General features: G+C 67.5%; 17 protein-coding genes and 1 tRNA gene. 6 read left to right on the top strand and 12 right to left on the bottom strand.

Translation table 11 applies throughout. The annotated features are described in order from the left end of the window. Nucleotides 1–2: 2 nt before the first annotated feature. Nucleotides 3–218, top strand: coding sequence for a hypothetical protein (locus tag CDN38_RS19130; RefSeq protein WP_099319115.1), 216 nt, complete (start codon nt 3–5; stop codon nt 216–218). Then, a complete protein-coding gene (locus CDN38_RS19125; RefSeq protein WP_075510656.1) occupies nt 215–652 on the top strand; it encodes a hypothetical protein in 438 nt (145 codons plus the stop codon). Before CDN38_RS19130 ends, CDN38_RS19125 begins: the two co-directional genes overlap by 4 nt. On the opposite strand, the gene CDN38_RS32235 is transcribed toward CDN38_RS19125, so the two are convergent. The 7 genes from CDN38_RS32235 to CDN38_RS19095 all read right to left on the bottom strand — a co-directional run bounded on the left by CDN38_RS32235 (nt 636) and on the right by CDN38_RS19095 (nt 6,057). Beyond that, entirely contained in the window at nt 636–923 is a 288-nt protein-coding gene (locus CDN38_RS32235) for a tyrosine-type recombinase/integrase (RefSeq protein ID WP_306316107.1), read from the bottom strand. The genes CDN38_RS19125 and CDN38_RS32235 overlap by 17 nt on opposite strands. 129 nt (nt 924–1,052) lie before the next feature. Then, complete coding sequence (locus tag CDN38_RS32230) at nt 1,053–1,448, bottom strand: tyrosine-type recombinase/integrase (RefSeq protein ID WP_306316095.1); 396 nt, start codon at nt 1,446–1,448, stop codon at nt 1,053–1,055. 176 nt (nt 1,449–1,624) lie between these two features. Further along, nucleotides 1,625–1,700, bottom strand: a tRNA-Ala gene (locus CDN38_RS19115). Nucleotides 1,701–1,751: 51 nt separating this feature from the next. After that, on the bottom strand, nt 1,752–2,897 hold the full coding sequence (gene sepX, locus CDN38_RS19110; protein WP_075510616.1) for a divisome protein SepX/GlpR: 1,146 nt from the start codon (nt 2,895–2,897) through the stop codon (nt 1,752–1,754). A gap of 201 nt (nt 2,898–3,098) precedes the next feature. Next, nucleotides 3,099–3,752, bottom strand: coding sequence for a GNAT family N-acetyltransferase (locus CDN38_RS19105; protein WP_082277113.1), 654 nt, complete (start codon nt 3,750–3,752; stop codon nt 3,099–3,101). 21 nt (nt 3,753–3,773) lie between these two features. Continuing rightward, nucleotides 3,774–5,063 (bottom strand): molybdotransferase-like divisome protein Glp, encoded by a 1,290-nt coding sequence (glp, locus tag CDN38_RS19100; protein WP_075510614.1) that lies wholly within the window; start codon nt 5,061–5,063, stop codon nt 3,774–3,776. Between the two features lie 85 nt (nt 5,064–5,148). Next, a complete protein-coding gene (locus CDN38_RS19095; RefSeq protein ID WP_075510613.1) occupies nt 5,149–6,057 on the bottom strand; it encodes a UTP--glucose-1-phosphate uridylyltransferase in 909 nt (302 codons plus the stop codon). Nucleotides 6,058–6,133: 76 nt separating this feature from the next. On the opposite strand from CDN38_RS19095, the gene CDN38_RS19090 reads away from it, so the two are divergent. The 4 genes from CDN38_RS19090 (at nt 6,134) to mscL (ending at nt 8,431) form a co-directional block, all read left to right on the top strand. After that, nucleotides 6,134–6,730: a 5-formyltetrahydrofolate cyclo-ligase gene (locus CDN38_RS19090; RefSeq protein ID WP_075510655.1), complete on the top strand. Its 597-nt coding sequence runs from the start codon at nt 6,134–6,136 to the stop codon at nt 6,728–6,730. Between the two features lie 69 nt (nt 6,731–6,799). Next, nucleotides 6,800–7,111, top strand: a complete 312-nt coding sequence (locus CDN38_RS19085) for an FmdB family zinc ribbon protein (RefSeq protein WP_075510612.1) — start codon at nt 6,800–6,802, stop codon at nt 7,109–7,111. A gap of 65 nt (nt 7,112–7,176) precedes the next feature. Continuing rightward, nucleotides 7,177–7,842 carry an SAF domain-containing protein gene (locus CDN38_RS19080; RefSeq protein ID WP_075510654.1) on the top strand — a complete coding sequence of 222 codons (666 nt, stop codon included), beginning with the start codon at nt 7,177–7,179 and terminating at the stop codon, nt 7,840–7,842. 136 nt (nt 7,843–7,978) lie between these two features. Then, complete coding sequence (mscL, locus tag CDN38_RS19075) at nt 7,979–8,431, top strand: large-conductance mechanosensitive channel protein MscL (RefSeq protein ID WP_075510653.1); 453 nt, start codon at nt 7,979–7,981, stop codon at nt 8,429–8,431. A gap of 6 nt (nt 8,432–8,437) precedes the next feature. Here mscL and CDN38_RS19070 read toward each other — a convergent pair whose 3' ends face one another. The 5 genes from CDN38_RS19070 to rpmF all read right to left on the bottom strand — a co-directional run bounded on the left by CDN38_RS19070 (nt 8,438) and on the right by rpmF (nt 13,047). Continuing rightward, complete coding sequence (locus tag CDN38_RS19070; RefSeq protein WP_036401978.1) at nt 8,438–8,983, bottom strand: MogA/MoaB family molybdenum cofactor biosynthesis protein; 546 nt, start codon at nt 8,981–8,983, stop codon at nt 8,438–8,440. Further along, nucleotides 8,983–10,422 (bottom strand): S1C family serine protease, encoded by a 1,440-nt coding sequence (locus tag CDN38_RS19065; protein WP_075510611.1) that lies wholly within the window; start codon nt 10,420–10,422, stop codon nt 8,983–8,985. The genes CDN38_RS19070 and CDN38_RS19065 overlap by 1 nt, the downstream gene beginning before the upstream one ends. A 95-nt stretch (nt 10,423–10,517) precedes the next feature. Continuing rightward, nucleotides 10,518–12,074: a HAMP domain-containing sensor histidine kinase gene (locus CDN38_RS19055; protein ID WP_075510610.1), complete on the bottom strand. Its 1,557-nt coding sequence runs from the start codon at nt 12,072–12,074 to the stop codon at nt 10,518–10,520. Beyond that, complete coding sequence (mprA, locus tag CDN38_RS19050) at nt 12,074–12,760, bottom strand: two-component system response regulator MprA (RefSeq protein WP_036393573.1); 687 nt, start codon at nt 12,758–12,760, stop codon at nt 12,074–12,076. The genes CDN38_RS19055 and mprA overlap by 1 nt, the downstream gene beginning before the upstream one ends. A gap of 113 nt (nt 12,761–12,873) precedes the next feature. Continuing rightward, nucleotides 12,874–13,047, bottom strand: coding sequence for a 50S ribosomal protein L32 (rpmF, locus tag CDN38_RS19045; RefSeq protein ID WP_075510609.1), 174 nt, complete (start codon nt 13,045–13,047; stop codon nt 12,874–12,876). Nucleotides 13,048–13,052 lie beyond the last annotated feature (5 nt).

The raw sequence follows: 13,052 nt of genomic DNA, 5'->3' as shown, positions 1-13,052 counted from the left end.
GTGTGCCGAAGCGGACAGAGGTCATCAAGAAAATCGAAGACGCCGCCAAGAACAACGGCATCACCTTCACCTTCAATCGCCACGGCGGCAACCATGACATCTACGACCTGGACGGCACCATGATCCCCATAGAGCGCCACCGCAATCTGGACCCCGGCTACGCCGAGATGGTCTACAAGCAATGTCAGGGCAAACTCGGAAGGGGGTGGTGGCGATGACCACCTACACCGCAATTGCCAGCCGCGGCGAAAAATACTGGCTTGTGCGCGTACTTGGACTAGGCGCCTACCCAGACGAAGGGTTGCCCACCCAAGCCCGCACGCTGAGCGACGTCGAACCATGGGCGCATGATCTGATCGCCACCTATCTCGACATCCCGGCAGATTCCTTTGACGTGGAGGTCAAGGTCGAGCTGCCCGACTCTGTTCGCTATCACCTGGACCTGGCGGCCAAACTACGAAAAGAAGCAGCGGACGCACAGGCCGCCGCCGCCCAGGAATACCGCCGCGCGGCCCTTGAACTCAAGAACACGGGCCTAACTGTGCGTGACATCGGTGCCGCGCTCGGCGTCTCGCATCAACGAGTGCACCAACTGGTCTCCGATCATCAAACCGCCGAGTCGGGCACTCAGGTCACTATGTTCCACCACTAAGAAGCCGCCCCATAACCTCGGCGGCCGCGGCGTGGCTGGCGCGGTCGACATCACCGTAGATATCGCCGGTCATCTTCACCAACTCATGCCCAAGCTGACGTGACACAGTGAGGATCGGCACCCCGGCCGCCAGCAGCCACGAGGCGCAGGTATGCCGCAGATCGTGAGGAGTGGGAGCCGGGTCGAGCTTCGCCTTGGCCACGGCCTTGTCCCACACGTTCGGCCGGAACGAGTGATACCGGACCGGGCGTCCGGTCCGGTTGGTGAACAGCCACTCGCCGGTGTAGTCGAGTTGTTCCAGGATGTCGGCGGGCAGGTTGATGGTGGCGCCGCGACCGCTTGGTCTTGGGCGGCCCGATGTGGTAGCCCTTGCTGCTGTACTTCCAGGCGCGCCGGATTTTCACGGTGCCGGCGTCGCGGTCGACATCGGCGGGTTGAGGGCGGTGGCCTCCCCCCAGCGGCAGCCGGAGGCCACCAGGAAATGCAGCAGCGGACGCCACGGTTCGGCGGTGGCCGGGGCCAGTAACCGGTCGAATTCGTCACGTGACAGCATGCGCATGTCATCGCCGTCGCGGATGGTCTTAGGCGCGGGCAGCCGTTTGGTTTTCGCGCTGGGCGTGGACTCCATGGGTTTGACCCAACGGGCGATGTCGGCGGCGGTCAATGACTTCAGGGGAATATCGCCGAGGAAGGGCGCGATGTCGTTGGCCAGGTATCGCTCATAGACGTCCAGGGTGTACTGCTCGACGCCGGTGAGGTGGTCGATGTGGTGGCGCACCCACTGCGCGACGGTCATGGACCCGCGGGGGTGGTGGTCGATGCCGGCCGTCGACCCAGAACAGCACACAGTGGGCAGTGGTGCCATTGCGCCGTTGGCGCCGCCGGATGGACGCCCATCTGCTGTCTTTGCTTGGCAGATCACTTGGCATGTTTCAGGATGCCTACTATACATGCAGGTCAGATAGTGTTTCTTGGTGGAGCTAAGGGGATTCGAACCCCTGACCTACTCGATGCGAACGAGTCGCGCTACCAACTGCGCCATAGCCCCTGATCGCTAGCAGGCTACCAGCCGCGGCAGCCGATGACCGAACTGCCGGGGCTACTGCCCGACGGCGCGCGGTAGATCGCGCGACCACCCGTAGTGTCGCATCGGGACCGCGCCATCCAGGTGCTCGAAGATCGGGTCCTCGTCGTCGATTTCCAGCACCACCGCGCCGGGACGCCGCAGCCGGGACGGCACCACGTCGTAGTCGCGGTCATGGGTGTTCTCCACGCCAACCCGTGCCCGCGCCATCCGATGCATCCGGCGACGACGGACCTTCTCCTCGATCCGGGTCTGCCGGCGCAAATAGGCCAGGTACAGGACCGTGACCGCGGTGGCGGTACCGCACAACCACCATGCCAACGGCGTCACCTCGAAGGCCGCAACCGCCGAGCCCACCAGGACCAACGCCATCGTCATCAGCATGCGCTTGCGGAACACGTACTTGCGCGCGCTCACCGCGGCGGCGGTCTTGGTGTCGAACCGGCGCCGCCGTGAGGCACCCGGGGTGAAACTGGCCGGCGCGTCATGGTCGTCCTGGGGATCCTCCGCCGGTTCCAAACCGGACGAGTCCTCGACGTATTCGTATTCGTCATCAGCACGGGCGGCACGCTCCCGGTCGTCGGCCCGCACTGCGAACAGTTCCGCGGTGTCGAGCTCGGACTCGTCAGCGGCGTCGTCCGCACCGGCGGGTTCGTCCGCAGCGGATCCGCCATCGACTGCCAGCGCCGTGGGCTCGGCCATTCGGGCGCTGGCGCCGACCGGAAGCGCTCCCGCGTTCTCCTCCACCACCTCGACGTCCAGGTAGTCCGGACTGTCGACCTCGGTTTCGCGAGCCGCGCGAGCGGCGCCGACCTTCATGACGACCGCCCCCGGGCCGCTGGCGTCGTCGGCAACTTCGGTCTCCTTCGCCACGTCATGGACCGGAGCGGTGTCCTGATCGACGTCGTCTTCGGCCTGGCCGACGGGCTCGGTGCCCCAGTCTTCCTCGGGCTTCCAGTGGGGATCGCTGCGATGACCGGCGGCGGGACCCGTGCGCTTGAGCAGCCGCGCACTGGCACCGCCGTTGAGCACCCGGGTCGCCAAGGCGACGTCGCTGGTGCGCCGCACCGCGTCGCGTTTGCTGACGAGCATGGGTACCAGCACGAACAGCCAGAGCACCACGAGCGATATCCACAAGAGCGACTGCGGGATGCTTGGCATGGTGACCTGCTCTCTTCGGTTCCGATCCCCGCGCGGCCCCATCGTTGGCCAACACGGCCGGGTCATGCGCCCTGAGGCAATTACACACCTGTAATTTGCCTCTCACAAGCACCACAAGTCACACGTGTCGCGTCAGCCACAATTTTCCCGATCAACGGCGGCCGCCCCGGGTCTTGCTGAACCGCACCCCGCGGCTCCCGGTCAGGGCAAGCTCGCCAGGCCGGCGCGGATCAGCCTCGACACCACCGACCCGTCGACCTCTTCGATGGTGATCGCCACCAGCAGGTGGTCGCGCCACGCCGAGTCGACCTGGAGGTAGCGGCGCAGCAGCCCCTCCTCCCGAAAACCGACTTTTGCCAAAACGGCACGGCTGGCGGCATTCTCCGGACGCACGGTGGCCTCCACCCGATGCAGTCCCACCCGGCCGAAGCAGTGGTCGAGGCCCAGCGCCAAGGCTCCGGTGGCCACGCCGCCACCGGTATGCGTGCTCGGTACCCAGTAGCCGATCCAGGCCGATCGCAGCGCTCCGTGAGTGACGTTGCCAATGGTCAATTGACCGCAGAACTTCCCGTCGAGCTCGATGACGTAGGGCAGCATGCGGCCCTTGCGGGCCTCCGAACGCAGACCCGAACACACTGCCGGCCACGCGGCGACCGAATGCCGGATCGTCCAGTCACCTTCCGCGCTGGGCTCCCAGGGCTCCAGGTGGGCACGATCGGCCATCCGGATCCGGCTCCACTGCGCACCGTCGCGCATCCGGACCGGTCGCAACCGGATCACTCCCGCCCGGACCCGCAGCGGCCCGACGTTCATCGGCCACCCGGGATGCCGGTAACTCGAGCGCAACAGGTTCACAAGAAGGTGCCGCGGTTGCGCCTAGCCGTGCTGAGCCAGGAAGGCGACGTCGACGATCTCGCCGGTGCGAATCTGCTCTGCTCCGGTGGGAACCACAACCAGGCAGTTGGCCTCGGCCAAGGTGGCCAGCAGGTGCGACGATCCGCCCGCGGCCCCGCCCAGCGCCTGCACCAGGTACTCGCCACTGTCCTGATCGCGCATCAGCTGACCGCGCAGGTAACCCTTGCGCCCGGCCACCGAGGTGATCGGCGACAAGGTGCGGGCCTGCACGATCCGGCGCATCGGCTGTCGCTTGCCCAGCGACAGCCGGATCAGCGGCCGGACCATCACCTCGAAAACCACCAGCGCGCTGACCGGATTGGCCGGCAGCAGAAACGTCGGAACCCGATCCCGCCCCAGCTGCCCGAACCCCTGGACAGATCCGGGATGCATCGCGACCCGGACGACTTCCATCTCGCCGAGTTCGGACAGCACCGAGCGCACCGCTTCGGCGGCCGCGCCGCCGACCCCGCCGGCGATCACCACCAGCTCCGCGCGGTTGAGCTGACCCTCCACGATCTCGCCGAGTTCCTTGGGGTTGTTGCTGACGATGCCGACCCGGTTCACCTCGGCCCCGGCATCCCGGCCGGCGGCGGCCAGGGCATAGGAGTTGACGTCGTACACCTGCCCGTTGCCCGGGGTCCGACAGATGTCGACCAGCTCGCCACCGACGGCCATGACCGACAGCCGCGGACGCGGGTGCACCAGCACCCGTTCCCGGCCGACCGCGGCCAGCAGCCCGACCTGCGCCGGGCCGATGATGGTGCCGGCCCGCACCGCGACGTCACCGGGCTGCACATCGTCACCGGCATGGCGCACATAGGCGCCCGACGGCGCGCCGCGCAGCACCCGCACCCGCGACATCCCACCGTCGGTCCACCGCAACGGCAGCACGGTGTCGGCCAAGGTGGGCAGCGGAGCCCCGGTCTGTACCCGTGCCGCCTGGCGCGGCTGCAGCCTCGTCGGGGTGCGCGCACCCGCTTCGATGGTGCCCATCACCGGCAGGGTCAGCACGTCGCGATCGTCAAGAACGGCGTCGTCGGCGAACAGCTCGGTACCCGCGGCCCCGAGGTTTTGGCCGACACCCATCACGTCGACGCTGCGCACCGCGTAGCCGTCGATCGCGGCCTGGTCGAAACCGGGCAGCGGGCGCTCGGTCACCACTTCTTCGGCGCACATCAGACCCTGCGCCTCGGCAATGGCAACCCGGATCGGCCTCGGGGCTACCGCGGCGGCCGATATCCGGGCCTGCTGTTCCTCCACAGAACGCACAGCGCGCCTTTCCGTCGAGCCAGGTGGGCGAGCTGGGCCCGATCACCCGGCTCGCCCCGAGGGCGGGTCGCCCCGCTCCGCCCGGCTACTGCTCGGTCAGACCCAATCGCGCCACCAACCATCGCCGCAACTCCGGGCCGTAATCGTCACGATCCAATGCAAAGTCAACCGCAGCCTTGAGGTAGCCGCCGGGATTTCCCAAGTCGTGTCGGGATCCCCGGTGCACGACCACGTGCACCGGATGGCCCTCGGCAATCAGCAGCGCAATGGCGTCGGTGAGCTGAACTTCCCCGCCCGCTCCCCGGTCGATGCGGCGCAACGCATCAAAGATCGCCCGGTCGAGCACATAGCGACCGGCTGCCGCGTACATCGAGGGGGCGTCCTGCGTCTTGGGCTTTTCGACCATCCCCTTGACCCTCAGCACGTCGGCCATCTCGGCATCCGGGGCCGGTTCGACGTCGAAGACCCCGTAGGCGCTGATCTCCTCGGGTGTCACCTCGATGGCGCACAACACCGTGCCGCCCAGCCGGGCCCGTACCTTCGACATGGTCTTCAGCACCCCGGTCGGCAGCACCAGGTCATCGGGCAGCAGCACCGCGACGGCGTCCTCGTCAGCAGCCAGCGCGGGCTCTACGCAGCCGATGGCATGTCCGAGTCCCAGCGGCTCCGACTGCACCACGGACTCCACCTTGATCAGCTCCGGAGCGCGGCGCACCTTGGCCAGCATGGCCGTCTTGCCGCGGGCCTCGAGCGTGCCCTCGAGCACCAGGTCCTCGACGAAATGGGCGACCACCCCGTCCTTGCCCTCGGAGGTGACGATCACCAGGCGCTCGGCACCGGCGGCAGCCGCCTCGGCGGCCACCAGCTCGATTCCGGGCGTGTCGACCACCGGCAGCAGCTCCTTGGGCACCGTCTTAGTCGCGGGCAGAAACCGCGTACCCAGGCCGGCTGCGGGGACGATCGCCGTGAAAGGGACCGGAACATCGGATGACATCGTTCACACGATAACTCTCACCGGATTTGCCGGGTGGCTTCGGAGTAGCGAAATCCCGCCTGTCATCGTTGTGGGCGTGACAAGCGCTGGCAAGGCGGCGTTGCGGCGACGGGTGCTGGCCGCGCGTCGCCTGGTTGCCGACGACGTCCGCGCCACCGAGGCTGGGCTGTTCACCCGGCACCTGGAGCCGTTGGTGACCGGCCACACCACGGTCTGCGCCTATGTGCCGGTGGGCGGCGAGCCCGGGTCGATGGACATGCTCACGGCATTGCGGCGCCGCGCGGGACGAGTGCTGTTGCCGGTGGCCCGGGTCGCCGCGGACGAGGTTCCGTTGCCGCTGTTGTGGGGCGAATACCGCCCCGGCGAGCTGGTGCGGGGCCGGTGGGGACTGCTGGAGCCGCCCGAGCCCTGGCTCCCGGAATCGGCGGTGGCCGAGGCCGGCCTGGTAATCGTGCCGGCGCTGGCCGTGGACCGCCGCGGCGTGCGGCTGGGCAAGGGGCGTGGCTTCTACGACCGCTCACTGGCGGGCAGGAACCCGCACACATGGCTGATTGCGCTGGTCCGCGACGAGGAATTGGTCGACGAGTTGCCGCAGGAAGCACATGACGTGCGAATGACCCACGTCGTCACACCCACACGCGGATTGATCGCACTCCCGCATGGGAATGACTGATGTCACGTGGCGGTTCTAGCACTTGAGAAGGTAGAGTGCTAGCCCAAGCCGAATTTTCCGGAGGTTCTTGTGCCGACTTACAGCTACGCGTGCACCGAGTGCGCCGACCGCTTCGACGTTGTGCAAGCCTTCACCGACGATGCGCTGACCACCTGCGGGAAGTGCTCCGGTCGGCTGCGCAAGCTGTTCAACTCGGTTGGCGTCGTCTTCAAGGGCAGCGGTTTCTACCGCACCGACAGCCGCGAGACCGACAAGAAGTCCAAGAGCTCGACCAACGGGTCGTCATCCACCGAGTCCACGTCGAGCGAGACCAAGTCGTCGAGCCCGGCGGAGAAGTCCACCAGCACCGCCGCCCCGGTTACCGCCGGCGCCGCGAGCTGACCGGTTATCCACAGGTCTCGTCCTGACCGGCATCGCCGGCGCTGCTTCGCGCATACGGTGTGCCGGTGGCCGAACCATCGCTCAACGCATCCCTGTTCAGCCGTCTATCGATGCTGCTGCGCCCGGACTGGACCCGGACCATCCTGGCGCGGCGCATCGCCGCCGCTGGACTCGTCGTGCTGGCCGGCGTAGCAGCGCTGCGGTCGAATACCGAGGCCGACGGTTCGCAGGTGGTGGTTGCCGCCCGGGACCTGCGCCCGGGCAGTTCCCTGACCTACGACGACATCCGGCTGGAAACGCGTTCGGCGGCAACGCTTCCCGATGGATCACAGGCCGACCTGGGCGCAGTCGTCGGCTCGACGCTGGCTGGCCCGGCGCGACGCGGCGAGGTGCTCACCGATGTGCGGATCCTGGGCAGCCGACTGGCCGAGTCGACGGCGGGCCCCGGCGCCCGCATCGTGCCGCTCCATCTGGCCGATAGCGCACTGATCGACCTTGTCCGGGTCGGCGACGTGGTGGACGTACTTGCCGCGCCCGCTACCGACTTACCGGCGGCTACTCCGTCGGTCAGCAAGGTGGTGGCCACCGACGCCGTCGTCGTGCTGGTATCGGCCAAACAGGAGCTTCAGTCACACGATGACCGCGTGGTGTTGGTCGTCCTGCCAGCACGCCTGGCGAATACGGTCGCAGGCGCGGTGCTGGGGCAGACGGTGACGCTGACTTTGCATTGAGCCGGGGCCCAACCACAAGTACTCACATCACCCCGAGCGCCACCCGTCTGAGATACCGTCTGCCTTCGACGTGCCGAGACAACGGCCCGGCATGCAGGCACGATCAGACGACTTCGACTGTGGAAAGGCGCTACCCATGCTCAAACGGTTCAAGGAGTTCCTCGCGCGGGGCAATATCGTCGACCTGGCCGTCGCGGTGGTCATCGGCACCGCGTTCACGGCGTTGGTCACCAAATTCACCGACAGCATCATCACGCCGTTGATAACCCGGGTCGGTGTCAACCAGCAGACCAGCTTCGGCATCTTGCGATTGGACATCGGCGGCGGGCAGGCCATCGACTTGAACATCCTCGTGTCGGCGGCCATCAACTTTGTGCTGATCGCCGCCGTGGTGTACTTCCTGATCGTGCTGCCGTACAACAGGCTGCGCCAAAAAGGTGAGGTCGAGCAGGCGGACGACGCGCAGGTGGTCCTGCTCACCGAGATCCGGGACTTGCTGGCCCAAACCAATGGCGAGAGCCCGTCGGGCAAGCATGGCGGGACACCAACACCAAGCCACGGACCCCGCGCCGACGCCGAAGCTCAGTAACTGGCTTCAGATCTCCAAACTCGACAGCTGCCCGATGATTTGAGCGGCCAGCGGATTCAGCGTCGCCATGCCGTCTCGCACGGCGTAGCGCGAACCGGCGAGGTTAACCACCAGCGTGCTCCCCGACACTCCCGCCAAGCCGCGCGACAGACCCGCGTCGATGATCCCTGCCGACAGCCCCGAAGCGCGGATGGCTTCGGCGATACCAAGGATTTCCCGGTCCAGGATGTCGCGGGTGGCCTCCGGCGTGACGTCGCGGGGCGTGACCCCGGTCCCACCCACCGACACCACCAGGTCCACTCCGCCGATCACCGCGGTGTTCAGCGCGTTGCGGATCTCGACTTCGTCGGCCGACACCGCGACCACACCGTCGACAACGAAACCCGCCTCGGTGAGCAGTTCGGTGACCAGCGGGCCGCTGTGGTCTTCGTCGCCGTGGGCAGTGCGATCGTCGACGACGACGACAAGTGCCCGGCCCACCACCAACTCCGCACCCTGTTCCATGGGTGCAACCGTATATCCGAGCTCTGACAACGGAGGACCTGCCTTCATCACTGTTCCGCCTTGCCTAGCGTGACCTGCACGGTACGGCTGCCGCCCGAGGGGTCTTGGAAGGTCAGCGCCACTTTGTCGCCCGGCGCCTTGGACCGCACCGCGGCGACCAGCGCGTCGGCGCTGTTGATGGGGCGCTCGTCCACCTTGGTGACGATGACTCCCTTGGGCACTCCGGCAGTGGCGGCCGCGCCGCCTTGGACCACCTCGACCACCTTGGCGCCGGGAATGCCCTTGTCAGTAGTCACCTGCACGCCCAGTGAGGCGTGTGTCGCCTTGCCGGTGCTGATCAGCTCGTCGGCAATCCGCTTGGCCTGGTCGACCGGGATCGCGAAGCCCAGGCCGATCGAACCGCTCTGCGCATCGCCGGAATCCGCGCCCAACGTGGCAATCGCCGAATTGATGCCGACCAGTTGACCGTTCATGTTGACCAGCGCACCACCGGAGTTGCCGGGGTTGATGGCGGCGTCGGTCTGGATTGCGTCCAAAACGGTGTTCTGGTTACCGGACTCGCCGGTGGTCGACACCGGCCGGTTGAGAGCGCTGACGATGCCGGTGGTCACCGTGCCGGCCAGACCCAGCGGGGACCCGATCGCCAGGACCGGCTGACCGACCCGCAGATCCGACGATGACCCCAGCGATATCGGCGTGAGACCGCTGACACCTTGGACCTTGATCACGGCGATATCACTAGTCGGATCCGCCCCGACCACCGTGAACGGAGCCGTCCGGCCGTCGGAGAAAGTCACCGTGGTTTTCGGCGGCGGAGCACCGGCGGGCGGTTTCGCGGCAGCGGCGACGACGTGGTTGTTGGTCAGGATCAGCCCGTCGCTGGACAGGATGACGCCCGAGCCCTCCTCCGACGCGCGCCCGAGATCGGTCTCCAGCATCACGACGCTGGGCACCACCTTGGCGGCCACCTGCTCGACCGAACCCGCCGGCATGTTTGCTGCCGGAATGCTGGGAGCGCCGCTGGCGACCACTCCGCCACCGTTGGTGCTCGCGGGTGACCGGGTCAATTCGACGACCGATGCGGCCGCGCCACCGATACCGGCCGACACCACGGCGATGGTGAGTGCGCCGATCGCGAGCATGCCCGCGCGGGGACGTCGCTGCTGAATCACCGCGGGAGGCGGTGACATCGGCGGAAGCATGCCGGTGATCGGGCCGGGACCGGTGCCGCCACCGGCAGGGCCCTGCCCGGTACCCCCGGGTATGGGGCCCACCCCGGTACCACCCGGCAGCGGCCGCGGCCCGGTACCCGCGAAGGCGTCATAGGGCCGACCGTACTGCGGCTGCGACCGCTGGTGCCGCCAGTCGAACTGCTGATTGTATGTTTGCGCAGACCCCTGCACATAAGCCGGCGGCACCGGCTGGTTGGGCACGGCACGATATTCCGGCTGCTGCGGCGGTGGCGAATACCTCGGGTGATTCGTCATGTCGCTAAGTCGCTCTTCCTCTACTGGGGCTTAATGCGCCCGGTGCTTGGCCATGCGCTGCGGGCATGGGCTTGCTGTCAACAGTAACTGCACCACTACCTTGCGCGCGCGGACTGAGAATCCACTGAGATAACGTTCGTCGAACTCCGTGAGTTCGCGGAGTCTCCGGCGCCCTCATCCGAACGGCCGGCCTCGGCCTTGCCGCGGGTATCGACCGTGGCCGTCGGGGTCGTCGGGTAGGTCGGACCCGGCATCGGGCGGCCGGGCAGCAGCACGTGAATCGACGTTCCCGGGGGCTGGCCACCCGCAACGGTGTCATCAACCCGCAGCGATCCACCGTGGTTGAGCACCACCTGCTTGACGATTGCCAGGCCCAGGCCCGAACCGGGCATCGCCCGCGCCGACGCGGACCGGTAGAACCGCTCGAACACCAGGCGCCGCTCTTGCGCGGGAATGCCGGGCCCGCGGTCGGATACCACCAGCTCGGCGTGTGACGGGTCGAGTTGTCTCAGCGTGACGCCCACGTGGCCCCCCGGCGGACTCCACTTGGCCGCGTTGTCCATCAGGTTGAGCGCCGCGCGTGACAACCCGGCGGCGTCACCGTAGATCTGCCAGGGAATCACCTCGACGTCGAAGTGAATGTCGTTGCGGCGCCGCCTGACCCGCTCCAGGCTGCGGTCGATGACGTCGGCCATGTCGACCGGCTCGTGCACCACCTCACCGGCGTCGCCGCGCGTCAGGTCCACCAAATCGCCTACCAGAGTGGACAATTCCTCGATCTGGGCCAGCACATCGGCACGCAGGCCGACCATCTCCTGCTCCGGCAGTCGCGGCGCTCCGGGCTCCATCGACGCCATCAGCAGTTCGACGTTGGTGCGGAGCGACGTCAACGGGGTGCGCAACTCGTGCCCGGCATCGGTGACCAACCTGGCCTGTCGTTCCCGGGATTCGGCCAGCGCCCGCAGCATCAGGTTGAACGCCTCGGTAAGCCTGGCCAATTCGTCGCTGCCGAACACTGGGATGGGTCGCAGGTCGTCGGTTCGCGCCACCCGCTCGGCCGCCTCGGTGAGGCGGCCCACCGGACGAAGCCCGGCCCTGGTGACCATTCCCCCGGCCACCGCGGCGACCGCCACGCCGACACCACCGACGATCAGCAGTACCGCGCGCAGTTTGGTCATGACCGCCTCGGTCGGCTTCAAACTCTTGGAGATCAGCAGGGAACTGCCGTTGGGCAAATGGATGGCAAGCACCCGCTGATCGGCCGCCGTCCGCCGCGACATGAACAACTCGCCACGGATGACGGCCTTTTCCGGCGCTCCGACGGGCAGGTGCTGTCCGGGCTGGTTGGCGGTATAGATCGAGTGGCCCGGGTTCACCAGCATCGCGTTGACGTCCGAATACGCCGTGCCCTCAATGGCTTTGCCCGGGTCGGCGGCGAGCGACCCGCTGGCGATCAGCAACTGCGCGCGGCTCTGCAGCTGATTGTCGATGTCGTTGTAGAGGGCGGCCGAGATCACCGCGTACACCGCGAACGACATCAGCACGACGACCATCGCCACCATCGACATAGCCAGCAGCATGACCCGCCACCGCAGGGACAACGAACTGGTCGTTCGCAGCGGTACCCGTGCTCGGCGGCGGAACCCGAGCATCAGGGCGGCGTTTCGCGTAGCACGTAACCCACTCCCCGGACGGTGTGGATCAGCCGCGGCTCGCCATCGGCCTCGGTCTTGCGGCGCAGATACCCCACGTAGACCTCCAGCGCATTGCCGGACGTGGGAAAGTCGAAGCCCCACACCTCTTCGAGGATGCGGCTGCGGGTGAGCACGCGTCGCGGATTGGCGATCAGCATCTCCAGCAAGGCGAACTCGGTGCGGGTGAGGCTGATGCGGCGCTGCCCGCGGGTGACCTCACGGGTTACCGGGTCCAGGCTGAGGTCGGAGAAGCGCATGGCCACCGACTCGGCGGTGTCGTCGGGCTTGGTGCGGCGCAGCAAGGCCCGCATCCGCGCCAGCAATTCTTCGAGAGCGAACGGCTTGGGCAGGTAGTCGTCGGCGCCGGCGTCGAGGCCGGCCACCCGCTCCGAAACCGAGTCACGGGCGGTCAGCACCAAGATCGGCAGGTCGTCGCCGGTGCTGCGGAGCTGACGGCACACCTCCAAGCCGTCCAGCCGCGGCATCATGACGTCGAGCACGAGTGCGTCGGGCCGATCGCTGGCAATCATGTCGAGCGCCTCGAGCCCATCGTGGGCCAGTTCGACCGAGTAGCCGTTGAAGGAAAGCGACCGGCGCAGTGACTCGCGTACCGCACGATCGTCGTCGACGACAAGAATTCGCACGGACACTAGTCTCGTACGACCGCCTGAGACTGGCCTGAGAGGCGCGCCGTCGAGGCGACGGGCTCGGCCGGCGGGCTCGTCACATGCGCCACAGTAGCCCCTGCCGGGAGCAGCTAGCGCCGGTCGAGGTCGACGAGGCCCAGCCGCGCCGCCTTGAGCAGCCTACGGGGCACTTTGTGCTTCCGGCCGGCGACGGTGACGCCGACCAGGTCGGTCGAGGTGGCCTTCCACTGCGAGCGCCGGCTTCGGGTATTCGCGCGCGACGTCCTGCGCTTGGGTACCGCCATGGTGG

The organism is Mycobacterium ostraviense, from assembly GCF_002705925.1.
Lineage (GTDB): Bacteria > Actinomycetota > Actinomycetes > Mycobacteriales > Mycobacteriaceae > Mycobacterium > Mycobacterium ostraviense.
This window is presented reverse-complemented; position numbering and strand designations above follow the sequence as displayed.

What these genes read in the sequence shown, in the direction of transcription:
- CDN38_RS19125 (WP_075510656.1), top strand. Translation starts at nt 215, where the DNA reads ATGACCACCTACACCGCAATTGCCAGCCGCGGCGAAAAATACTGGCTT.
- CDN38_RS32230 (WP_306316095.1), bottom strand. Translation starts at nt 1,448, where the DNA reads ATGACCGTCGCGCAGTGGGTGCGCCACCACATCGACCACCTCACCGGC.
- sepX (WP_075510616.1), bottom strand. Translation starts at nt 2,897, where the DNA reads ATGCCAAGCATCCCGCAGTCGCTCTTGTGGATATCGCTCGTGGTGCTC.
- CDN38_RS19095 (WP_075510613.1), bottom strand. Translation starts at nt 6,057, where the DNA reads ATGTCATCCGATGTTCCGGTCCCTTTCACGGCGATCGTCCCCGCAGCC.
- mscL (WP_075510653.1), top strand. Translation starts at nt 7,979, where the DNA reads ATGCTCAAACGGTTCAAGGAGTTCCTCGCGCGGGGCAATATCGTCGAC.
- CDN38_RS19070 (WP_036401978.1), bottom strand. Translation starts at nt 8,983, where the DNA reads ATGAAGGCAGGTCCTCCGTTGTCAGAGCTCGGATATACGGTTGCACCC.
- CDN38_RS19065 (WP_075510611.1), bottom strand. Translation starts at nt 10,422, where the DNA reads ATGACGAATCACCCGAGGTATTCGCCACCGCCGCAGCAGCCGGAATAT.
- CDN38_RS19055 (WP_075510610.1), bottom strand. Translation starts at nt 12,074, where the DNA reads ATGCTCGGGTTCCGCCGCCGAGCACGGGTACCGCTGCGAACGACCAGT.
- rpmF (WP_075510609.1), bottom strand. Translation starts at nt 13,047, where the DNA reads ATGGCGGTACCCAAGCGCAGGACGTCGCGCGCGAATACCCGAAGCCGG.